The sequence below is a fragment of the Pseudogemmobacter lacusdianii genome (assembly GCF_030848395.1).
GTDB lineage: Bacteria > Pseudomonadota > Alphaproteobacteria > Rhodobacterales > Rhodobacteraceae > Pseudogemmobacter > Pseudogemmobacter lacusdianii.
The window spans coordinates 212504-233324 of sequence record NZ_JAVDBT010000001.1 but is presented as its reverse complement, the minus strand read 5'-3'; the positions used below and the strand labels follow the sequence as shown (position 1 = coordinate 233324).

Annotated in this window: 19 protein-coding genes; 1 reads left to right on the top strand and 18 read right to left on the bottom strand. The window is 61.5% G+C overall.

Annotated features, from left to right (window positions below):
* Positions 1-33 precede the first annotated feature (33 nt).
* Positions 34-708 (bottom strand): ABC transporter ATP-binding protein, encoded by a 675-nt coding sequence (locus Q9295_RS01135; RefSeq protein WP_306678538.1) that lies wholly within the window; start codon positions 706-708, stop codon positions 34-36.
* Positions 701-1990, bottom strand: coding sequence for an ABC transporter permease (locus Q9295_RS01130; RefSeq protein WP_306678536.1), 1290 nt, complete (start codon positions 1988-1990; stop codon positions 701-703). Before Q9295_RS01130 ends, Q9295_RS01135 begins: the two co-directional genes overlap by 8 nt.
* A gap of 379 nt (positions 1991-2369) precedes the next feature.
* On the opposite strand from Q9295_RS01130, the gene Q9295_RS01125 reads away from it, so the two are divergent.
* Entirely contained in the window at positions 2370-2645 is a 276-nt protein-coding gene (locus Q9295_RS01125) for a hypothetical protein (RefSeq protein ID WP_306678534.1), read from the top strand.
* 99 nt (positions 2646-2744) lie between these two features.
* Here the strand turns inward: Q9295_RS01125 and Q9295_RS01120 are convergent, their stop codons facing one another.
* The 16 genes from Q9295_RS01120 to Q9295_RS01045 all read right to left on the bottom strand — a co-directional run bounded on the left by Q9295_RS01120 (position 2745) and on the right by Q9295_RS01045 (position 20724).
* Entirely contained in the window at positions 2745-3245 is a 501-nt protein-coding gene (locus Q9295_RS01120) for a DUF2937 family protein (RefSeq protein WP_306678532.1), read from the bottom strand.
* A 199-nt stretch (positions 3246-3444) separates the two neighbouring features.
* A complete protein-coding gene (proS, locus tag Q9295_RS01115; RefSeq protein WP_306678530.1) occupies positions 3445-4785 on the bottom strand; it encodes a proline--tRNA ligase in 1341 nt (446 codons plus the stop codon).
* Between the two features lie 194 nt (positions 4786-4979).
* The gene (locus Q9295_RS01110) at positions 4980-6248 is read right to left on the bottom strand and encodes a glycerate kinase type-2 family protein (RefSeq protein ID WP_373457400.1); all 1269 of its coding nucleotides are present in this window, start codon (positions 6246-6248) and stop codon (positions 4980-4982) included.
* Positions 6232-7233 carry a LacI family DNA-binding transcriptional regulator gene (locus tag Q9295_RS01105; protein ID WP_306678528.1) on the bottom strand — a complete coding sequence of 334 codons (1002 nt, stop codon included), beginning with the start codon at positions 7231-7233 and terminating at the stop codon, positions 6232-6234. Before Q9295_RS01105 ends, Q9295_RS01110 begins: the two co-directional genes overlap by 17 nt.
* Before the next feature lie 73 nt (positions 7234-7306).
* Positions 7307-7615 carry a Dabb family protein gene (locus Q9295_RS01100; protein WP_306678526.1) on the bottom strand — a complete coding sequence of 103 codons (309 nt, stop codon included), beginning with the start codon at positions 7613-7615 and terminating at the stop codon, positions 7307-7309.
* On the bottom strand, positions 7612-9210 hold the full coding sequence (locus tag Q9295_RS01095; RefSeq protein WP_306678525.1) for a GMC family oxidoreductase: 1599 nt from the start codon (positions 9208-9210) through the stop codon (positions 7612-7614). The genes Q9295_RS01100 and Q9295_RS01095 overlap by 4 nt, the downstream gene beginning before the upstream one ends.
* Positions 9211-9295: 85 nt before the next feature.
* On the bottom strand, positions 9296-10075 hold the full coding sequence (locus tag Q9295_RS01090) for a 3-ketoacyl-ACP reductase (RefSeq protein WP_306678523.1): 780 nt from the start codon (positions 10073-10075) through the stop codon (positions 9296-9298).
* On the bottom strand, positions 10072-11556 hold the full coding sequence (locus Q9295_RS01085; protein ID WP_306678521.1) for a GMC oxidoreductase: 1485 nt from the start codon (positions 11554-11556) through the stop codon (positions 10072-10074). Before Q9295_RS01085 ends, Q9295_RS01090 begins: the two co-directional genes overlap by 4 nt.
* A complete protein-coding gene (locus Q9295_RS01080; protein WP_306678519.1) occupies positions 11556-12668 on the bottom strand; it encodes an ABC transporter ATP-binding protein in 1113 nt (370 codons plus the stop codon). The genes Q9295_RS01085 and Q9295_RS01080 overlap by 1 nt, the downstream gene beginning before the upstream one ends.
* A 3-nt stretch (positions 12669-12671) precedes the next feature.
* Entirely contained in the window at positions 12672-13550 is an 879-nt protein-coding gene (locus tag Q9295_RS01075; RefSeq protein WP_306678517.1) for a carbohydrate ABC transporter permease, read from the bottom strand.
* Positions 13550-14446 carry a carbohydrate ABC transporter permease gene (locus Q9295_RS01070; RefSeq protein ID WP_306678516.1) on the bottom strand — a complete coding sequence of 299 codons (897 nt, stop codon included), beginning with the start codon at positions 14444-14446 and terminating at the stop codon, positions 13550-13552. The genes Q9295_RS01075 and Q9295_RS01070 overlap by 1 nt, the downstream gene beginning before the upstream one ends.
* Positions 14447-14552: 106 nt before the next feature.
* Complete coding sequence (locus tag Q9295_RS01065; RefSeq protein WP_306678515.1) at positions 14553-15812, bottom strand: ABC transporter substrate-binding protein; 1260 nt, start codon at positions 15810-15812, stop codon at positions 14553-14555.
* 55 nt (positions 15813-15867) lie between these two features.
* Positions 15868-17394, bottom strand: a complete 1527-nt coding sequence (locus Q9295_RS01060) for an aldehyde dehydrogenase family protein (protein WP_306678513.1) — start codon at positions 17392-17394, stop codon at positions 15868-15870.
* A gap of 2 nt (positions 17395-17396) precedes the next feature.
* Positions 17397-18164 (bottom strand): enoyl-CoA hydratase/isomerase family protein, encoded by a 768-nt coding sequence (locus tag Q9295_RS01055; protein WP_306678511.1) that lies wholly within the window; start codon positions 18162-18164, stop codon positions 17397-17399.
* A complete protein-coding gene (locus tag Q9295_RS01050; RefSeq protein WP_306678510.1) occupies positions 18161-19732 on the bottom strand; it encodes an acyl CoA:acetate/3-ketoacid CoA transferase in 1572 nt (523 codons plus the stop codon). Before Q9295_RS01050 ends, Q9295_RS01055 begins: the two co-directional genes overlap by 4 nt.
* Entirely contained in the window at positions 19729-20724 is a 996-nt protein-coding gene (locus Q9295_RS01045) for a Gfo/Idh/MocA family protein (RefSeq protein ID WP_306678508.1), read from the bottom strand. Before Q9295_RS01045 ends, Q9295_RS01050 begins: the two co-directional genes overlap by 4 nt.
* Between the last annotated feature and the right edge of the window lie 97 nt (positions 20725-20821).

The window sequence follows — 20821 nt, the reverse complement described above, 5'->3', positions numbered from 1 at the left end:
AAGCATAAACCCCGCGAACCGCTCTACGGGGGATCACACCACCCGGCCGGCCTCAAGCCGCACCACCCGGTCCATCCGGGCAGCAAGCTCCATATTATGGGTGGCGATCAGCGCGCCCATGCCGGTGGCGCGGACCAGCTCCATCAACGCACCAAAGACCTGATCCGAGGTGCCGGGGTCCAAGTTTCCGGTCGGCTCATCAGCCAGCAAGAGCCGCGGCTCATTGGCCAAAGCGCGGCAGAAGGCAACGCGCTGCTGCTCGCCGCCCGACATCGCTGCTGGGCGGTGCTGTGCACGACCCGCCACGCCCACACGGTCCAGCAGGCTCATCGCGCGGGCTTCAGCCGCCGCCTTATCAACCCCATTCGCAAGCTGCGGGATCACCACATTCTCCAAAGCGGTAAATTCCGGCAGCAGGTGATGGAATTGGTAAATGAACCCCACCTCACCGCGCCGCGCCTCGGTCATCGCGCGGTCGCCAAGGCCGGTCATCGCCCGGCCGCCCAGCATAACCTGCCCCGCATCCGGGGTATCGAGCAGCCCCGCGATATGCAGCAAGGTCGACTTGCCCGCCCCCGAGGGCGCCACCAGAGCCACAACCTCGCCCGCCGCCACCGACAGCGAAGCCCCTCGCAGCACCTGCACCTGCGACGGCCGGCCGTGATTATAGCCCTTCTCAAGGCCCTCAAGCACCAAAGCATCACTCATAGCGCAGCGCCTCCACCGGGTTCATCCGTGCCGCACGCCGGGCCGGGAAGATCGTCACCACAAACGACAGCACCAATGAGAGCAAAGTCGCGGTGATGACATCGGTCAATTGCAGCTTCGCCGAGAGCTGGTAGATCGGCCGAACCGAAGAATCCCAAAGCCCGCCGCCTGCAACCATATTGATGAAATCGAATATCGGCGTGAAGTAATAGGCAAAGAGGCTGCCCAAGATCACGCCAGAAATCGTGCCAACAACGCCCGTCAACGCCCCGCAAAGGAAGAAGATTCTCAGAACGCTGCCCTCGGTCAGCCCCATCGTGCGCAAAATACCAATGTCGCGGCCCTTGTTCTTTACCAACATCACAAGGCCCGAGATGATATTGAGCGAGGCGATCAGCACCAAAATCGACATGAGGATGAACATCATATTGTCCTCCACTGTCAGCGCCCGCAGGTAGTTCCCAGCGCTTTGCTGCCAGGTCCAGACCATGCCATTTTGCCCAGCCGCCTCCTGCAATTGCGGCACATAGCTGTCAATCGCTTCAGGGCTTTGCACCATCACCTCAAACTCATCGGCGATGCCTTCGGCATTGAAGAAACTCTGCGCCTCCTCCATCGGCAGATAGGCGCGGGTGCGGTCAATCTCGGGGCTACCCGAGGTGAAAACGTAGACCAACTCATAGGACATCACCCGCAGTGAAGATCCGCCCATGGCCGTTTTGGGACCATCGGGCGAAATCAGCCGCAGCCGGTCGCCCACCTGCAAGCCCAAGTCACGCGCGATGCCTGAGCCCAATGCGATCCCTTCGGAGAGCCGGGTGATTTCGCCGAAATCGTCGCCGCCCGTGGTTAGAGATGGGATCGCTTCAATATCTTTTACCGACATCCCATAGACTTGCACGCCGGACGAGCCATTGCCCGCCGTTGTGACCATAGCTTGACCCCGCACCAAAGGTGCCACCCGCACGACACCGGGCACAGCCGCCAACCGCTCGGTCGCCACTTGCCAATCCTCAAAACCGCGCAGCCGGCGGCCCTGATCATCGGCCCGCCAATTGTAAACCGTCGCATGGCCATTGGCGCCCAAGAGCGTGTTAACGAATTCCTCACGAAAGCCAGCGCGGACGGCCATCACCGCCACCAGCGCAAAAACCGACAAGGTGATGCCGATGACCGAGATCCAGGTCATGACCGAGACCCCACCCTCGGCCTTACGCGCCCGCAGATAGCGCCAAGCGATCATCCATTCAAAGCGCGAAAACGGTGCGGTTCTGCCTGCCATCGACCTCAATCCACTGGCGGCCATATCGCTGCAAATCACTTGCAGCTCTGGCCTTGATTGGGCGCGAAAGTCGCTGTTCCAGTCGCAAAGGTCAAGGAACTGGCGGATAACTGGCACAGTCGTGACCGCGCCGGTCAGCGCTTCCTCTCATCCGACGTCTCCGGCGCCTGCCGTGATCCGTCTGGTTAAGACAATCACCATAATCCCCGCCCCGTAAATCGAGCCGTGCTTAAGCAAATCGACCGATTTCCCCCCAACGGGCGGAAAGAGGCCGGTGCCTAAGATGTCGTCATTCTGCAGCTAGACAAGTGCCTCACAAGGACGTGTAGTTACGCCAAGGTGCGGCGGCGCCTTTTACATTTTCAGTGGAGTATCCAAATTGCGTATCGTTCCCGTTTTGGCCGTGATCGCGGCCGCCTCTTTCCTAAGCGCCTGTAAAGAGGAAGTGAGTTGCACCGAAGCTGAAGCCGCGCGCAAAGCCGAAGAGCTGACCACCAAGATCACTGCGCTGGCCACGACCAACCCTCCCAAAATGACCGAATTGATGCCGAAGGTCCAAGAGCTTGCCACCGACGCTCAGGCCAACGGCGGCACTGCGGACCTGTCCGCCACCTGCAAAGCGCTCGACGCCATTATGGTCGAGATCGACAAGTAAAGCGCTCGACTTAGAAATGACCTTGCTGGGGGCGGTAAAGACCCATCGCCCTCGGCTCTTACGAGCGTCGTAACGTCGCGCAGTGACGGGTACCGGCCGTCAGTCGTAACTATAGGCGCGCCGCCGGAATGGCCGCTTCATCAACGCCAGAAGCGCCGCGATCAGCCCCCAACCCGACAGGAAGCCCAAGCCTGCACAGCCCAGGCCTGCCGTGGTCACGGGCACGGCAGGCGCAAAATCCTGCCATGTCGCCTGCAGCAGATCCTGATCCGCCATCCGCTGCGGCATTGCCAAACGTTCAAACACACCAGCCAAGCGCAACATCGTCAGATCGTTTCGCAAAGACTCGGCCCGGCTGAACGTCGCGCGCAGATCGCGGGCGTGTTGACCCGCAAATCCATCGGTACCAAGCGCGAGCAAGGCCTCTTCCCGGGTTAGGCCTGCTCCCTCGGCCGAGCGGTCGAAATCCGCTTCGACTTGGGTCAGCGCATCCACCTGCCCCGCCAGCCGTTGCAGATATTGCTGCGAAAATTCGGGGAACTGTGACAAGCCCACCGCCCCCGCCAATCCGCCCGCAAGGGTCAGCATCCGTCCGAACATGCCCGCCTCCGTTTTTCGGCACTGTGTCACGGATCTCGCCTTTGAGCGAGAGGCAGCGCCGATTTAGGCGATAAAGCTATCCCTCCTGCGCCATGATTCGCACGGCGGGGTTAAAGATCAATGAAAAGGCGCCAAGCAAAGTGATTGCCTGGCGCCTTTTCAGCACATTCATCGTCACTTCAGCGCCAAAGGCGCGGCTTCACCGATGTGCAGCGTAGATCTCTACGATCCGCTCCACCGCGGCTTCCGGCGACAACTCTTCGCTTTCGCCGCTGCGGCGCGAGGTCAGCTCGACCACGCCCTTTTGCAAGCCGCGCGGCCCGACCGTGATGCGCCAAGGCAGACCGATCAGATCCATCGTGGCGAATTTCGCGCCAGCGCGTTCGTCGCGGTCGTCGTAAAGCGGCTCCAAGCCTTTGGCGAGCAAAGCTTTCTCCAGCGCCGCGCAAGCCTCATCCGCCGCTGCATCGCCTTGCTTCAGGTTCACGATGCCAACCGGGAACGGCGTGACGCCTTCGGGCCAGATGATGCCCTTTTCGTCATGGCTCGCCTCGATAATCGCGCCCAAAAGCCGGCTCACGCCGATGCCATGCGAGCCCATCTCGACCGGCACTTTGCTGCCATCGGGGGTCACCACGGTCGCGCCCATCGCTTCAGAGTATTTGGTGCCGAAATAGAAGATCTGGCCAACCTCGATCCCGCGGCCAACCTTTTGATGTTCCGCCGGAATCTGGTCGAACAGCGCCGCGTCATGCGTCTCGTCGGTGCGGGCGTAAAGCGTGGTGAATTCGTCGCAAACCCCAGCCACTTCGGCACGATTGTCGTAATCCACCGCGCGATCACCCAACTTCAAAGCGGTGACGCGGTCGTCATAGAAGACCTCGGATTCGCCGGTGTTGGCCAGCACCAAGAACTCATGGGTGTTGTCGCCACCGATCGGGCCCGAGGCCGCGCGCATCGGGATCGCCGTCAAGCCCATCCGTTCATAAGTCCTTAAGTAAGAGACCATATGACGGTTGTAGGCATGCAAAGCGGAGTCGCGATCGATGTCAAAGTTATAGCCATCCTTCATGAAGAATTCACGGCCGCGCATCACGCCAAAACGCGGACGCATCTCGTCACGGAACTTCCATTGGATGTGGTAAAGGGTCAGCGGCAGGTCCTTGTAGCTGCTGACATGCGAACGGAAGATGTCAGTGATCATCTCCTCATTCGTGGGGCCGTAAAGCATGTCGCGCTCATGCCGATCTTTGATCCGCAGCATCTCTTGGCCGTAATCGTCGTAACGGCCGGATTCGCGCCAAAGATCAGCAGGTTGCAGGGTCGGCATCAAAAGCGGGATATGGCCGGCGCGGATCTGCTCTTCATGCACGATCTGCTCGATCCGCTTCAGCACCCGGTAGCCCAAAGGCAGCCAGGAATAGATCCCGGCGGCCTGCTGTTTGATCATGCCCGCCCGCAGCATATAGCGGTGCGAGACGATCTGCGCCTCTTTGGGATCTTCTTTCAGGACGGGCAGAAAATAGCGGGAGAGACGCATTGGGGCCTCGCAAGGAAAAGGGTCCTCGGTTTCCTAGCGGCTTGGCGGCCATCTCGCAAGGCGCGAGGCCCGCATCAGCGGGCCTCGGCTGCAGGAAAACATGTGTTTCTTGGGCCTGCTTCCCCCCAAGCATACTAACGGCTCGGCTGGTCTAGACGCCTGCCAAGCGCGACCCTCCCAGCCGCGGCTCGCTCTTAGCCGATCAATATCGCCCTGAAATCATTCACATTCGTCAAAGTCGGCCCGGTGACGACCTGTCCACCGACCTGCTCAAAGAACCGGTGTGCGTCATTCGTTGCCAAGGCTGCAGCGGCATCCAAACCTGCGGCGACGGCCTGCACCAGCGTTTGCGGCGTCACAACCGCCCCCGCCACTTCGGCGGCGCCATCGACGCCATCGGTGTCACAGGCAATGGCGTGAATGCCCTCTTGCCCCTGCAAAGCCAGCGTCAAAGCCAAGGCAAATTCTGCATTGGGTCCGCCGCTGCCATCGCCGCGGCGTGTGACCGTCAGCTCTCCTCCGGAAAGCAGCAGCACCGGCGCATCTCCCGGGCGGCGCGCGGCGGCAAGCTCCAAGGCCATCGCGGCCTGCGCCGCAGCCACATCCCGCGCCTCGCCCTCTAAAGCGTCGCCCAGTACCCGCACCTCAACCCCCAGCTCGCGGGCAATTTCTGCCGCAGCTTCAAGGGATTGCGCCGGGGCCGCGAAGATGTGGTTGCTGACCTGCGCCAATCGCGCATCCTTGGGCGGCACCACACCCGAGTGCGCCAACGCGGCCCGCACATGGCCGGGCACCGAGATCTGCCAGCGGTCCAGGATCGCCTCCGCCTCGGCCGGGGTCGTCGCATCGCCCACCGTCGGGCCCGAGCCGATGAAGGCCGGATCATCCCCCGGCACGTCCGAGATCATCAGTGCCAGCATCTGTGCAGGGTAAGCCGCCGCCGCCAACTGGCCGCCCTTCACCCGGCTCAGGTGCTTGCGCAAGGTGTTCATCGCCGAGATCGGCGCCCCCGAGGCCAGCAGCGCCGCATTCACCGCCTGCTTTTCGGCCAAAGTTACGCGCTCACTTGGCGCGCAGAGCAGGGCCGAGGCACCGCCGGAAATCAGCGCGAGCACGAAATCATCTGGCCCAAGCCCGTCCAAAAGCGCCAGCATCCGCGCCGTCGCATCGGCCCCGGCTTGATCCGGCACCGGATGGGCCGCCAAAGCAATTTCAATGCCTTGGCAAGGGCGACCATAGCCATAGCGGGTGATCACTAGCCCTTCGCAAGGCCCCCAAACCGCTTCAACCGCCTCCGCCATCCGGGCCGAGGCTTTGCCGGCCCCCACAACCACAACCCGCCCCTCAGGCTTCGGTGGCAAATGCGCGGCCAAGGCGCGCATCGGATCGGCCACCTCGACGGCGCGGTCGAAAAGACGCCGCAAAAAGGCGGGGCGATCGGTCAGATCATTGCGTTGAGGCACGGGTGATCAACTCCACAGGAGACAAAATTTCGGCGGCAGGTTTCACACCTTCTTCCAGCCAAGCAAGCAGGTTTGCAGCCATCGCCTGACCGAAGCCCGCGATATTGCTGCGCACCGAGGTCAGGCTGGGAAACACCAGCGCGCTTTCCTCGATATCATCGAAGCCGGCCACTTTCAGATCCGGCCCCACTCGGCGGCCAATCTCGGCACAGCCAGACATAATTCCCAATGCGGTCAAATCGTTAAAGCACAAGACCGCATCAACGTCGGGGTAATCTTTGGCCAGCCACAGCGCCGCCTCACGGCCAAAGGCGCGGTTCGGACGCCCAGTCAGCACCCGCTCGGGCAGGCCCCTTTCAGCCAAAACCGCGCGATAGCCCGCAAGCCGCGCCTCGGTGACCGAGCGGCCCATCAGCCCCCCCGCAAACGCTATCCGCTTGGCGCCTTGCTGCAACAGATGCAGCGTCGCAAGCCGGCCTCCTTGCGGCCCATCGGGTGCCGCAAAGGGGAAAAGCTCGGTGTCAGGATGCGCGTGGCGCAACACCTGCAAGGTCGGAATGCCCGAGCGCGCGATTTGCTCAAAGCCCCGCTCCACGGCGCCATAGGCCGAGGATAAGATCAGCCCCGAGACGCCATGTTCGATCATCGCGCCCACGACTTGACCTTGCACCTCGGCATCTTCATCCGTGTTGGCAACCACCGTCGCATAGCCCCGCGCCGAAAGCGCCATCTGCACCGATGTGGCAAACTCCGTGAAGAACGGATTGCGCAAGTCATTGATGACAAGACCAATAAGTCCCACGTTCGAAGACCGCAGGTTGGCCGCCGCACGGTTATAGACATAGCCAATCTCGCGCATCACCCGGCGCACATCCTCGCGGGTTTCACGCTTCACCAAAGGTGAGTTCTGCAAGACGAGCGAGACGGTGGATTTGGAAACCCCCGCCGCCTTGGCCACGTCGATGATGGTCGGACGCCGCTCCATCTTAACGCCGCCCCGACTGTGCAGAGCGCTTATAGCAGCAAGGTATGGTCAGCAGCGGCAACATAGCAGCCCCTCAGCAACTCAGGTCAAAGACCAAAATGCCGTCCAGCCCACCAACCGCCGAAGCCACAAGGCGCGCGCCAAGACGGCGGTGATCTGGATGGTCCTGATAGGCGGAAAGCGCCTGCCAATCTTCAAAATCAATCGTGAAACCATGAAGATAGCCTCGTTCAATCTGCTCGGGGCTTTCGCTCTTGCCAGCGCGAATGTCCAGCGCCCCCGACAATTTCTGCGTGATCTTCCCCAGATCGGCAAAGAGCGCCGCAATCTCAGCCTCCGTCATCTCGGGACGGAATTTCACCAAGACAATATGGCGGATCATTGGAGCGCCCCTGAGCCTGGCCGCGCCGCCTTAATCATATCGGCGGCCTTCTCCGCAATCATGATCGTCGGCGCATTGGTGTTGGACGAGACCACCCGCGGCATCACCGAGGCATCAACGACCCGTAAACCCTCGATCCCGTTGAAACGCAGCTCGGGGTTCACCACCGCTTGCGCATCCTGCCCCATCCGGCATGTGCCGGACGGATGGTGATCGGTCTTTGCATGCTGGCAGGCGTAATCGAAATAGTCCTGATCTGTCCGCACATTAGGCCCCGGCAGACGCTCGGCCAGCACATAGGGGTGCAGCGCCTCTTGCGCCATCATCTCCCGCGCCAGCTTCAGCCCGCGGATCGACATTTCGCGGTCATGCGGATCCTCCCAATAATTGGGGTCAATCAGCGGTGCGGCCAAGGGATCGCTGGATGCCAGCCGCACCGTCCCGCGCGAGCGCGGCCTCAGATAGGCTGAGTTCAGCGTCACCCCACCTTGCGGCATCGCCGCAACACCGGCCTCGATCCCCGAGCCAAGCCCCAGATGGAACTGGATATCGGGGCTCCGCGCGCCCTCCTCGGCATACCAAAAGCCCCCGGTCTCAAAAAGGCTCGAGGCGACAGGTCCCCGCCGGGTCAATAGATACTGCAACCCCGCCAAAGCCGAGAGATGCGGCTTGGCGAAACGGTCATAGGTATGCGGGCCGGTGCATTCGGCAATGACGAAAAGATCCAAGTGATCTTGCAGGTTAGCCCCAACCTCCGGCTGATCCAGCACCACCGGAATCCCAAGATTTCGCAGCTCATCCGCTGGCCCGATACCGGAAAGCTGCAACAGACGCGGCGAACCTATGGCCCCGGCAGAGAGGATCACCTCACTCGAGGCCCGCAATACCCCATCAGGCGTCTCCACCCCCACGGCCCTGCCCTTCTCGACCACAATTCGCAGCACCTGCACCCCGGTTTTCACCGTCAGATTGGGCCGATGCTGGGCCGGGCGCAGATAGGCAATGGCGGCCGAAGAGCGCCGATAATGTCGCTGCGTTAGCTGATAATAACCGACCCCGTCTTGGCTCTCGCCGGTCAAATCATGATTGCGCGGGATGCCCATCTGAGCGGCCGCCGCAAACCAAGCTTCGCAAATCGGCAAGGGCGCACGCGGCTGGCTGACGCCCAAAGGGCCGCCCTTGCCGTGATAGCGATTGTCAAAACTGTCGTTGTCCTCGGCTTTTCGAAAATAGGGCAGCACATCTTCATAAGACCAGCCGGAGCAACCAAGTTGGCGCCATTCATCGTAATCCAGCGCATTGCCGCGGGTGTAGATCTGCGCATTGATCGAGGAACCACCACCGATCACCTTCGCTTGCGTGTAGCGGATTTGCATCCCCTTCATGTGGCGCTGCGGCACGGTCTGCCACCCCCAAGAGCCGATGCCCTTGGTCATCTTCGCAAAACCCGCAGGCAGGTGGTAAAAAGGATGGGAGTCGCGCCCCCCCGCCTCGAGCAGCAAGACCTGCGCTGTCGGGTCCTCAGAGAGACGCGCGGCCAGAACCGAGCCCGCTGAGCCGCCACCGATGATGATGTAATCATACGCTTTTTGCATCATACCCCTCCTTCCGACGCTTCCGCCGGCGCCAAGAATTTTTGAAAATTCTTGGCAAAATTCTTCAGAGAATTTTGCGACCCGCTCACAGCCGCGGCACCGAAAGGCCGCCGTCCAGCGGCACCACCATGCCCGTGGCGAATGCCATTTGACCCAAGGCCAAAGGCACCACGGCCCGGCCAATATCCTCCGGCGCGCCCCAGCGTTGTGCGGGAACCAAGCCGGCCTCGATCCGGGCGCTGTATTTCTCTTTCACGCCAGCGGTCATCTCGGTTGCGATGATACCGGGGCGCAGCTCAAAGACGCCGATGTTGAGTGGTGCAAGGCGTAGGGCAAAGAGCTTTGCCATCATCGAAGCGCCTGATTTTGAAATACAATATTCGCCGCGTTCGATGCTGACCATCTCAGCCGAGGCCGAGGTCACAAAGCTGATCGAACGGTAATGCCGGGACTGCCGTGCCACCATGCGCCGCGCCACCTCTTGCGCCAGAAAGAAGGTGCCGCGCAGATTGACGTCAAGGACATGATCCCAAGCCTCGGGCGTGATCTCCAAAAGATCGCCGCGGATTTTGGCCGGAACACCGGCATTGGCGACAAAGCAGCTGATCGGCCCAAGCGAGGCCTCAACCGCGGCAAGCAACGCCGCCGCGCCTGAGGTCTGCGCCATATCATATTGATAATATTGCGCCTCATGACCCAAACCGGCCATGCCTTCGCGCACCGCAGCGGCATTGGCCTCTGGCAAGGAGGCAACAGCGATGCGAAACCCTGCCCCCTGCAAGGCTTGCGCGATGCCAAGGCCGATGCCTTGCTGACCGCCAGTGATCAGGGCCAGAGGCTTCTGGGCAACAGGAGGCTGGCTCATGGCAGGCTCCGGATATGCGCGCCCGCCCGCGTGGCCAGCGCTGCGATGGTCAAGGAAGGGTTAACCGCCGCCGAAGTCGGCAGGACCGAGGCGTCGACGATATAAAGATTGTCGAAGTCATGCGCTTTGAGATTGGGGTCCACCACAGACTGCGCCGGATCTCGCCCCATCCGCGCGGTGCCGCATTGATGGCTGGGTTTCGACTTCGGGAAAGCTTGCGCAAAGACGATCGGCCAGCCGGCCTTTCGCAAAGCGGCTTTCAGCTTTTTCACCAAAATATCATGCGCTTGCACATTGGTGCGCCGCCAATCGAGCACCACACCATCGCGCCAAAGCACCCGCGAGTTGGGATCCGGCAGATCCTCGGACATCGCCAGAAGATGCATCGAATGATCCGCAATATGCCGCGCGGCCCACAAGGGCAGCCCGGATTCCCCGGCCAATATCATCCCTGTCACCCGGCCCAGCATCTGCACATTGCCCAAAGGCGCCCCACCCGGCCCGCCGGTCAGATACCAATCGTTAAACTGAATCGTCTTTTCATAGATGGTGCGGTTGCGCCGCAAAGGGTTCCAAGCCACCACGCCCGTGAGGTTATGGTTCATGAAATTGCGACCCAATTGGTCCGAGCTATTGGCCAGCCCCTGCGGATGCTCGGCATTGGCCGAGGCCAAAAGCAGGGCCGCCGACATCACCGCGCCCGCGCAAAGGCAGATCACCGGCGCGCTCATCACTTCACGCTTGCGCTGCCGCTCGACCTCCACCCCGGTCACCCGTCGGCCTTCGCTCAGAACCCGCACCACCCGCGTCTCGGTCAGCAAGGTGACATTGGGATACTTCAAAGCCTCGGCCAGACCGCAGCTTTCGGCATCGGATTTTGCCCCCGTCGTGCAAGGAAACGCGTCCCAGGTCGTCGGCGCGCGCTTCAGCCAAGCCTCGATATCCACGCCGACCGGCAAGGCGGTGGGGTGCAAGCCTTGCGCCGCCAAGGCCTTGCGCAATGCGGCCACATCAGGCTCATCGGGCACCGGCGGATAGGGGTAGCGCGCCGAATGCGGCGGCTCGGAAGGGTCATTCGCGCCATCCTCGCCGCGCACGCGGTAAAGCTGCTCGGCCTTGGAATAATAGGGCTCCAAATCCGCATAACCAATCGGCCAGCCCGGCGTTCTGCCCCCCATATGCTGCAAAGGCGCGAAATCTTCCGCGCGGTATCGGGTCAGCACCGCGCCGTAGAACTTCGAATTGCCGCCGACGCAGGCATAATTCCCCGGCTCAAACTCTTGGCCCGAGGCGTCTTTCCACAGTTCCTTCGGCTTGAAAAACCCACGCCGAAAGATCGCATCGGGGTCACGAGCCTCGGGGCGATCCATAAGCCGCGCGCCGCGCTCAAGGATCACGATCCGACGGCCCGAGGGCGCCAGCGCGGCGGCCAGCGTGGCCCCGCCCATGCCGGAACCGATGATCAGAATGTCAGGCTGCATCAGGGGGTAATCCGTGCCTCGGTCTGCGGATCAAAGGCCACGGCCTTTTCCATATTCACCGCAAACTCAAACCTTTGCCCCGGATGCACCGCCGCATCCGCCCGCATCCTTGCGATCACATCCTTGCCCGAAAGGCTCATGGTGACGAAGGTATCCGCTCCCGCAGGCTCGGTCACTGTGACCACATTCGACAGCGGCCGGATCGACCCCGAGTTGCGATCCGCCCCTTCCGGATCGGTGATCGCCTCGGGCCGGATCCCCAGAAGGATCTCGCGCCCCGCCCAAGCGGTCAGGTTGCGCTGATTGAGCGCCAGAAGCACCCGGTTGCCCTCGGCATCACTCAGCTCGGCATGCGGCGCATCGCCTTCCAGCACCACTTTTGTCGGGATGATATTCATCGCCGGGCTGCCCATGAAGGTCGCCACAAACAGGTTCGCCGGCTGATCATAGATCTCCTTCGGCGTGCCGAGTTGCTGCACAAACCCCTTGTTCATCACCGCAATCCGCGTCGACAGCGTCAGCGCCTCGATCTGGTCATGCGTCACATAAACAATTGTCGTCTTCAGCTTTTGATGGAGTTTCTTAATCTCAGTCCGCATATCGACGCGCAGCTTTGCATCAAGGTTCGACAACGGCTCATCGAACAAAAACACATCCGGGTCGCGCACCAAGGCCCGCCCCATCGCCACCCTTTGCCGCTGCCCACCGGAAAGCTGCCCCGGCTTGCGGTCCAAAAGATGGTCGATTTGCAAAAGCTTAGCCACATCGGCCAAAGCCTTGTCGCGCTCGGGCTTCGGCACGCCATGCATTTCAAGCCCGAAGGTCATATTCTGGCCCACGGTCATATTCGGGTAGAGAGCGTAGGACTGGAACACCATCGCGATATTGCGCTTCGACGGATGCACCCCGTTCATCACGCGATCCTTGATCCGGATCTCACCGCTGGTGATGCTTTCCAGCCCCGCGATCATATTGAGAAGCGTGGACTTTCCACAGCCCGAGGGCCCGACGAGGACCAAAAACTCGCCCTCCTCCACCGCGATATCGACTTGGTGCAAGACCTGAACCGAGCCGTAAGATTTGGTGACGTTGGAAATATCAAGAAAGCCCATCGGTCAGCCTTTCACAGAGCCAGCCATCAGACCGCGGACGAAGTAACGCCCCGCGACGATGTAGACAAAAAGAGTGGGAAGAGCGGCAAGGATCGCGCCGGCGAAATGGACGTTATATTCCTTCACGCCGGTCGAAGATTGCACGAGGTTATTCAGCGCCACCGTCATCGGCTGGTTGACCCCACCGAAGGAGGCACCGAACAGGAAGTCATTCCAGATATTGGTGAATTGCCAGATGATCGTGACCACTGCGATCGGGCCAGAGACCGGCAAAAGGATGCGCCAGAAGATGCGGAAGAAGCCCGCGCCATCGATCTGCGCGGCGCGCACCAGCTCGGTCGGGAAGGCGGCATAATAGTTGCGGAAGTAAAGCGTGCTAAAGCCGATGCCGTAGACCAAATGCACCAAAATCAGCCCGGGAACCGAGCCTGCAAGGCCCAGCATCCCCAAGACCCGCGCCATCGGGATCAGCACGATCTGGAACGGGATGAAGCAGGAAAAGAGCATCAGCCCGAACACCCAAACATCGCCGCGAAAGCGCCATTTGGTCAGGATATAACCGTTCATCGCGCCGATCATCGTGGACAAAGCCACCGCCGGCACCACCATCATGATCGAATTGAGGAAATAGGGCTTCAACCCGGTGGGCGAGACGCCAATCTGCGCCGTCGACCAAGCTGATCCCCAAGCCTCAAGCGTCCATTCGCGCGGCAAAGCCATCATATTGCCGCCGGTGATTTCCGGCAGCGGTTTCAAGGAGTTCACCACCATCACATAAAGCGGCAGCAGGTAGAACAAAGCGAACAGGATCAGCACCAGATAGATGAAGGCGCGGGTCACGCGGCCGGTCGAGACTGAAGTGTCTTGGGTCACAGCGGACATCACTTCTTCTCCTTCAGCTCGGCGTAAAGGTAAGGCACCATGATCGCCGCAATCGTCATCAGCATGATCACCGCCGAGGCCGCCCCCACCCCCATCTCATTGCGGGTGAAAGTGTAGGAATACATGAAGGTCGCGGGCATCGCGGTCGCCCGCCCCGGCCCGCCATTGGTCAGTGCGATCACGAGGTCATAGGATTTGATCGCGAGATGGCTCAGGATCACGAAAGCGCTCAGGAAAGCCGGGCGCAACAGCGGGATCACGATGCGCCGATAGAGCTGCCAGTTCGACGCACCATCAATCTGCGCCGCCTTTAAGATCTCATTGTCGATGCCGCGCAGCCCCGCCAAGAACATCGCCATCACAAAGCCCGAGGTCTGCCAGACCGCCGCGATCACAATCGTATAGATCGCCATCGTATTGGATTTGATCCAATTGAAGCTGAAACTCTCCCAGCCCCATTGATGCATCACATTCTCAAGCCCGATGCCGGGGTCGAGGAACCATTTCCACGCCGTGCCGGTCACGATGAAGCTTAGCGCCATTGGGTAAAGGTAGATCGGGCGCAAGCCGCCCTCGCCGCGGATTTTCTGGTCCAGAAAGATCGCCAACATCAGCCCAATCGCGGTGCAGATGATGATGTAAAGGCTTGCGAATATGGCAATATTCTTCAGCGCGATGTTCCACTCGGGCAGCGAAAACAGCCGGTGATAATTCGCCCACCCGACCCAAGTGTCGAACTTTGGCAGCATCTTTGAGCCGGTGAAGGACAAAAAGATCGTGAAGATGATGAAGCCGTAAACAAACAGGATCGTCACCGCGAAGGAGGGCGCAAGCACTAGCTTGGGCAACCAATCCTGAAGGCGCGTGCGAAAATCGGCCGGTGCTGGCGCAGCCATAAAGGTGCTCCCTTCCCTGCGGGCGGTGAAAACTCAAACGAGATCGGGGGCTTACCCCCAGTGGCAAGGCTCCGAGGGCGGCCAAACCGCCCCCGGACAGTCTCGCTTATTGCGCCGCAGCCACGGCATCGGCCAAAGCCGTCGCCGCCGAAGCGCCATCGCTGTATTCGCCGTTCACCACGGCGGTGATCACGTCATAGGTGGCGTTTTTCACCGCAGCCGGTGCGCCGTGGCCATGCGCCATCGAGCCGTGAAGCGCGCCATTCGCGCTGGCTTCGGCCAGATCCTTCATGCCCTTCTTGCCGCAATCATCGAAATCGGTGTCCGGCACATCGGTGCGAGCCGGGACCGAGCCTTTGACCACGTTAAAGGCGGCTTGGAAGGTCGGGCTTTCAATCGCCGATGCCATCGCGGCTTGGGCGGCTTTCTTGCCCTCGCCTTGCACGTTGAACATCACGAATTGGTCCGAGTTAAACGTGACCGAACCTTGGGTGCCCGGGAAGCGAATGCAGACGAAATCCGTGCCCGGCACTTTGCCGGCCTTCAGGAACTCGCCCTTGGCCCAGTCACCCATGAACTGCATGCCGGCCTCGCCATTGATCACCATGCTCGAGGCAAGGTTCCAATCGCGGCCCGAGAAGTTGTCGTCAAAATAGGTGCGCAGCTTCAGAAGTTGGTCGAAAGCCGTCGCCATTTGCGCGCCGCCCAGCGCCGCCGGGTCCAGATCCACAAAGGCCGCTTTGTAGAAATCAGAGCCTTGCGCCAGCACCAAAGCGTCAAAGACGGTGCCGTCCTGCCACGCTTGGCCGCCATGCGCGATCGGGGTGATCCCGGCCTCTTTCATCTTATCCAGAACCGCGACCAGCTCGTCGAAATTGGTCGGCTCGCCAAGGCCGGTCGCATCCAGAGCGGCTTTGTTGATCCAAACCCAGTTGGTCGAGTGGACGTTGACCGGAGCCGCGATCCAATGGCCGTCATATTTCGAAAACGCCTGCAGCGCCGCCGGGATCACCGCATCCCAGCCCTCAGCCGCTGCAACCTCATCCAAATTGCCCAGAACGCCGTCTTCTTTCGCCCAGTCCAGGATGTCAAAGCCCAGCATCTGCACGGCCGTCGGCGCATCGCCTGCGGTGACGCGGGCGCGCAAAGCCGTCATCGCCGCTTCACCGCCGCCACCGGCGACCGGCATATCGACCCAGCCAATGCCCTTGCTGGCCAAATCCTCTTTCAGCACGTTCAGAGCCGCGGCCTCCCCGCCAGCGGTCCACCAGTGCAGAACCTCAACATCCTCGGCCACGGCCATGCTGGCGGTCGAGGCCAGCAGCGCCGCTGCCATTGTCATCTTCAAGCCCTTGAATCCACGCATACGGTTTTCCTCCCATCGTTGCGTTGTATTCAGTCCCTGCCCCAGCTGTCCGAGGTCAGATGCTTTTCACCCAAGGTGCGCGGCTGCGACCGATGCGCATGACCAGCGATTTCACCTCAAGAAATTCCTCCATTCCGTAGCGACCATTCTCACGCCCCAGACCCGATTGCTTCATTCCTCCAAATGAAACCTCGGCGAAGCCATCCATCCAAGTGTTGGTCCAAACCGTGCCAGCCTGCGCGCGGCGAGCAAACTCAAGACAGGTGTGGACATTCTCACTCCACACCCCCGCCGACAGTCCGTATGAGGCATCGTTGGTCAAGCGGATCGCTTCGTCAAGCGTCCGGAAGGTCAGGACCGAAAGCACCGGGCCAAAGACCTCATCGCGGGCAATCGCCATCTCTGGACGTACGCCGGTGATGACGGTGGGCTGGTAGAATTCCCCCGTCAAACCCGGCACGGAAAGCGCGCCGCCGCCCATGGCAATCTTGGCACCATCCGCTTTTGCGGCCTGCACAAAACCGTCAATCTTTTGCTGATGCGCCGGGGTGACGATCGCCCCCACTTGGGTGCGCGGATCCAAAGGATCGCCAAAGGCCACCTTGCGCGACAGCTCCATCACGCGGGCGGTAAAGGCCTCGGCAATATCCTCATGCACGATGATCCGGCTGCCCGCATTGCAGCATTGTCCAACGTTGAAATAGACGCCAAAGGTCACCGCATCGGCGGCGCTTTCCAGATCGGCATCGGGGAAAATCACCTGCGGGTTCTTCCCGCCCAGCTCCAGCGCCACCTTCTTCAGCGTGCCCGAGGCGGCGGCGGTGATCGACCGCCCCACCGCCGTCGATCCGGTGAAAGTCACCATATCCACCGACGGATGTTCCGCCATCAAAGCGCCAACCGGCTGGCCCAGACCCAGCACGATATTGACCACGCCCGCAGGCATCCCCGCCTCGTTCAAGATCTCGCCCAAGATCGCCGTGGTCGAAGGCGTCATCTCCGAGGGTTTCACCACGCAGGTGCAGCCCGCAGCCAGCGCATAGGGCAGCTTTTGCCCCAAGATCCAAAACGGGAAATTCCACGGCGTGATGATCGAGACGACGCCAATCGGCTCTTTCATCACCATGGCGAGCATATCCTCGCCCAGATTATTATGGCTGTCGCCATGCGACGTGCGGGCGAGTGAGGCCGCATAACGCCACAGATCCGCCACGCCGCCACATTCGCCGCGCGACTGGCTGATCGGCTTGCCGGATTCCAACGTCTCCAAAAGCGCCAGCCGCTCGACGTTTTTCTCAATCAAATCCGCCACGCGGAAGAGCACCGTGGCGCGCGCCTTGCCCGAAAGCCCGCTCCAACGGCCATCGTCAAAGGCCGCCCGCGCCGCCGCAATCGCGGCCTCTGTCTCAGCGACCCCGCCCCGCGCCGCCCGGCTCACCACCACGCCATGTGAGGGCGAAATCCGCTCGGTCACCACACCATCGGCGCTGTCACAATAGACACCATTGATGAAATGGCGCGCGTGGTAGGGGGTTTCCGGCAAAGCCATGGACACAGCCGGAATCAGGGTCAAATCGCTCATCGTTACAGTCCTGTAAATTGTGGCGGGCGCTTTTCGCGGAAGGCGGCAACGCCCTCTTCGCGGTCGGCACTGGCCCCGATGGCAGCCGAGCCCAAGGCCTCGACCATAGCGGCACGATCCTCGCCTTGCGCGGCATGGATCATCGCCTTGTTGATCTCAACCGAGCGCGGCGACAGGCCCAGCGCCTTCTCGGCAATGGCATGGGCGGCGGCATTTGCATCCTCGGCCAGTTCGGCAATGAAGCCCAGCTGGAGCGCGCGCTCGGCACTCAGGCGGCGGCCAAAGAGCGCCATTTCCTTCAAAACCGGCTCGGGGATCAGCCGCGCCAGCCGCTGCGTGCCCGACCAACCCGGCACCACACCGACGCCCGCTTCCGGCAAGGCAATGGTGGCACTCGGAACCATCACGCGAATGTCGCAAGCCGCGGCCAGCTCCAGCCCGCCGCCAAAGGCATGGCCATTCATCGCCGCAATCGTCGGCTTGGCCAGCCGCGCCAGCCGGTCAAAGAGGCGATGCCCGCTGCGCACCCAATGGCGCGCAAATTCCGCCGGACCCAAAGGCCCCCAAGCGTTGATATCCGCGCCCGAGCAAAACGCCCGGCTGCCCTCGCCCGTCACGATCAAAGCCCGCACAACTGGGTCGCCCTCAACCCGCTCCAGATGTCCGGCCAATTGCGCCAGCATGTCATTGGTGAAGCAATTAAGCTTGCTGGGGTTATTGAGCCGCAGCTCGGCCACCGCGCCGGAAATCGTCAGATCCAAAGAGCTCATGCCGACCACCCCATCGGACCTTCCGCCAAAAGGCTCAGCGGCATCGTCACCGCATTCTCCGCAATCCGCACCCGGCCTTCAGATGCCGCCACAATATCCCGCTCAGCATTGATGCCGGGCATGATCTCGGTGGCCACCAGCCCTTGATCCGACAGCCGCATCACGCAGCGTTCCGTAATATAAAGCACGTCTTGTCCTTGTTCCCGCGCACGCTCACCCGAAAAGGTGACATGTTCGACTTCTGCAACCATCTTGGTAAATTTCCCCGGCTGGGAGACACGAAGGCCTGATTTGTCCAAGTCAATCTGCGCGCCAGCCTCAAACCAGCCCGAGAAAACCAGCTTCTTCGCGGCCGAGGTGATATCGACAAACCCGCCGCAACCCGCCGTCAAATAGGGTTTCTTGCCCAGTTTTGAGACATTGACGTTGCCCTGCACATCAACCTCCATGAACGAGAGGAACGACATATCGAACCCGCCGCCTTGGAAGTAGATAAACTGCTGCGGCGAAGGCACATAGGCATCGGCATTCGAGGCACAGCCAAAGGCAAATCCGGTCAATGGCATGCCGCCCACCGCGCCCTGCTCAATCGCCCAAGTGACCGCCTGCGCTTGGCCCTCTTCCAGCAAAACGCGCGGCACCATGGCCGAGATGCCAAAGCCCAAATTGGCTGTCATCCCCTTGCGCAGCTCCATCGCGGCGCGCCGGGCGATGACCTTCTCAACCCCATGCTCGGCCAAGGAGAAGCTTGACCAAGGCCGGATCACCTCACCCGAGATCGCCGGATCATAGGGCGTCTCAGTGGTTTGTTTTTGCTCACGATCTTGCACGATAAGATCGACAAGATGCCCCGGCACCCGCACATCATGCGGCCGCAAAGACCCGCGCGCGGTGACCCGCTTCACCTGCGCAATCACCAGCCCGCCATTGTTGCGGGTGGCAATCGCCTGCTCCAAGCCGCCCAGATAAGCACCCTCATGCTCATAGGTCAGATTGCCCCATTCATCCGCCGTGGTGGCGCGCAGAATGCAGACATTGGGCTGGATATTGGGGAAATGCAGCCAAGTCTCGCCGCCGAATTCGACGCGAGAGACAATCGGCTTCGCCGCCGCTTTGGCGTTCATCGCGCAGCCCTGCCGCACCGGATCGACAAAGGTCTTCAGCCCGACCCGCGTCATCACCCCCGGCCGCCGCGCCGCCGCCTCGCGGTGCATGTCGAACATGATCCCCGAAGGCACGTTATAGGCCTCAACCCGTTCTTCGGTAATCATTTTCCAGATCTCGGGCATCGGCAGATTGGACGAGCCCGAAGGGTAAGACCCCGCCAGAACCCGCGCCAAAAGCCCGTCCTGCGCGATCCAATCAATCCCCTTCACGCCATACATATCGCCCGCCGCAATCGGATGCAGCGTGGTCAGCCCCCGCGGATGCCCCTCGGCCCGGAAGCGCTCGCCCAAGGCTTTCAGCACCAGATCCGGGCAGCCCAAGGCCGAAGAGGACGAGACCGTAACCACCGCGCCATCACCGATGCGCGCAACCGCCTCCGCGGCCGAGACCAGCTTGCTCATACCGCACCGCCGATCTTCACCGCTTGCTTCACCCCGGTCCGCGCCGCCTCCCGCACCGCGAAAGCCACCGTGAGCGAGGCAACCCCGTCCCAGCCATCCGCCGCCGGACGGCCCTTGCCTTCGACCGCAGAAGCAAATTCCGCCACGCCCATGCTGTAAAGATTGTGCTCCGAGAAGGGGATAGCCTCGCGCCCCGCCGCACTCACCAGCTCAATCTCGCCCAAGGGCCGCTGCGTCATCACGCCCCGCGCAAAGATCGACCCCTCGGTGCCATGCACCTCCAGCCCCGAGCCTGCAAAGGGATGGGTGAAGCTCTCATGGGAAAACACCATCGCGCCCGAGGGCATCGACCAGATCGACATCGCCGAATCCTCGACCCCCTGCCCCAGCCCCGAGGCCGCCATCTGCGCCACCACCTCTTGCGGATCTTCCCCCAGCAAGAACCGCGCCACATCAGCGTTATGCACCGTGATATCGGGGATCACGCCGCCCCCCGCGCCGGGATCGGTGATCCGCCAGCCCTGCAAATGCGGCGGCAGATGCACGGCATGGAAAATCCGCAACGAAAGCACCCGACCAATCCGGCCGCCCTCGATCAACTCCCGCACCTTGCGATGACTGCCCGAGCAGCGCAAATGATGGTTGGTGGCAAAAACCACCCCCGCGGCATCGGCCGCCTCAACCATCTCCCGCGCCTCAGCCACGCTCATCGCCAAGGGCTTTTCGCACAAAACATGCTTGCCCGCCGCAATCGCCGCCAAAGCCTGCGCGCGGTGCTTTTCATTGGTCGAGGAGATATAGACCGCATCCCCCGCCGCCAAAGCCGCCGTCAGATCGTCGCCCGAACCCGCAATCCCATGCGTGGCCGCAAATTCCGCCGCCCGCGCCGCCGTGGTCGAGACGACATGCACCACCGCATGACCCTGCCCCCGAAAGGCGCCGATCATATGTTCAGCCGCAATCGTGCTTGCCCCAACCAGTATCCAGCGCATCGGCTCTCCCTCCTCAGACTGAAAATTGGACCGTTCCAAAAATAAGTATTGGACCGTTCCAATTGGGTCAAGAGATTCGCAACTGCACAATTGCTAG

What these genes read in the sequence shown, in the direction of transcription:
- Q9295_RS01135 (WP_306678538.1), bottom strand. Translation starts at nt 708, where the DNA reads ATGAGTGATGCTTTGGTGCTTGAGGGCCTTGAGAAGGGCTATAATCAC.
- Q9295_RS01130 (WP_306678536.1), bottom strand. Translation starts at nt 1,990, where the DNA reads ATGGCAGGCAGAACCGCACCGTTTTCGCGCTTTGAATGGATGATCGCT.
- Q9295_RS01120 (WP_306678532.1), bottom strand. Translation starts at nt 3,245, where the DNA reads ATGTTCGGACGGATGCTGACCCTTGCGGGCGGATTGGCGGGGGCGGTG.
- proS (WP_306678530.1), bottom strand. Translation starts at nt 4,785, where the DNA reads ATGCGTCTCTCCCGCTATTTTCTGCCCGTCCTGAAAGAAGATCCCAAA.
- Q9295_RS01105 (WP_306678528.1), bottom strand. Translation starts at nt 7,233, where the DNA reads ATGGAGCGGCGTCCGACCATCATCGACGTGGCCAAGGCGGCGGGGGTT.
- Q9295_RS01100 (WP_306678526.1), bottom strand. Translation starts at nt 7,615, where the DNA reads ATGATCCGCCATATTGTCTTGGTGAAATTCCGTCCCGAGATGACGGAG.
- Q9295_RS01095 (WP_306678525.1), bottom strand. Translation starts at nt 9,210, where the DNA reads ATGCAAAAAGCGTATGATTACATCATCATCGGTGGCGGCTCAGCGGGC.
- Q9295_RS01090 (WP_306678523.1), bottom strand. Translation starts at nt 10,075, where the DNA reads ATGAGCCAGCCTCCTGTTGCCCAGAAGCCTCTGGCCCTGATCACTGGC.
- Q9295_RS01085 (WP_306678521.1), bottom strand. Translation starts at nt 11,556, where the DNA reads ATGCAGCCTGACATTCTGATCATCGGTTCCGGCATGGGCGGGGCCACG.
- Q9295_RS01080 (WP_306678519.1), bottom strand. Translation starts at nt 12,668, where the DNA reads ATGGGCTTTCTTGATATTTCCAACGTCACCAAATCTTACGGCTCGGTT.
- Q9295_RS01075 (WP_306678517.1), bottom strand. Translation starts at nt 13,550, where the DNA reads ATGTCCGCTGTGACCCAAGACACTTCAGTCTCGACCGGCCGCGTGACC.
- Q9295_RS01070 (WP_306678516.1), bottom strand. Translation starts at nt 14,446, where the DNA reads ATGGCTGCGCCAGCACCGGCCGATTTTCGCACGCGCCTTCAGGATTGG.
- Q9295_RS01065 (WP_306678515.1), bottom strand. Translation starts at nt 15,812, where the DNA reads ATGCGTGGATTCAAGGGCTTGAAGATGACAATGGCAGCGGCGCTGCTG.
- Q9295_RS01060 (WP_306678513.1), bottom strand. Translation starts at nt 17,394, where the DNA reads ATGAGCGATTTGACCCTGATTCCGGCTGTGTCCATGGCTTTGCCGGAA.
- Q9295_RS01055 (WP_306678511.1), bottom strand. Translation starts at nt 18,164, where the DNA reads ATGAGCTCTTTGGATCTGACGATTTCCGGCGCGGTGGCCGAGCTGCGG.
- Q9295_RS01050 (WP_306678510.1), bottom strand. Translation starts at nt 19,732, where the DNA reads ATGAGCAAGCTGGTCTCGGCCGCGGAGGCGGTTGCGCGCATCGGTGAT.
- Q9295_RS01045 (WP_306678508.1), bottom strand. Translation starts at nt 20,724, where the DNA reads ATGCGCTGGATACTGGTTGGGGCAAGCACGATTGCGGCTGAACATATG.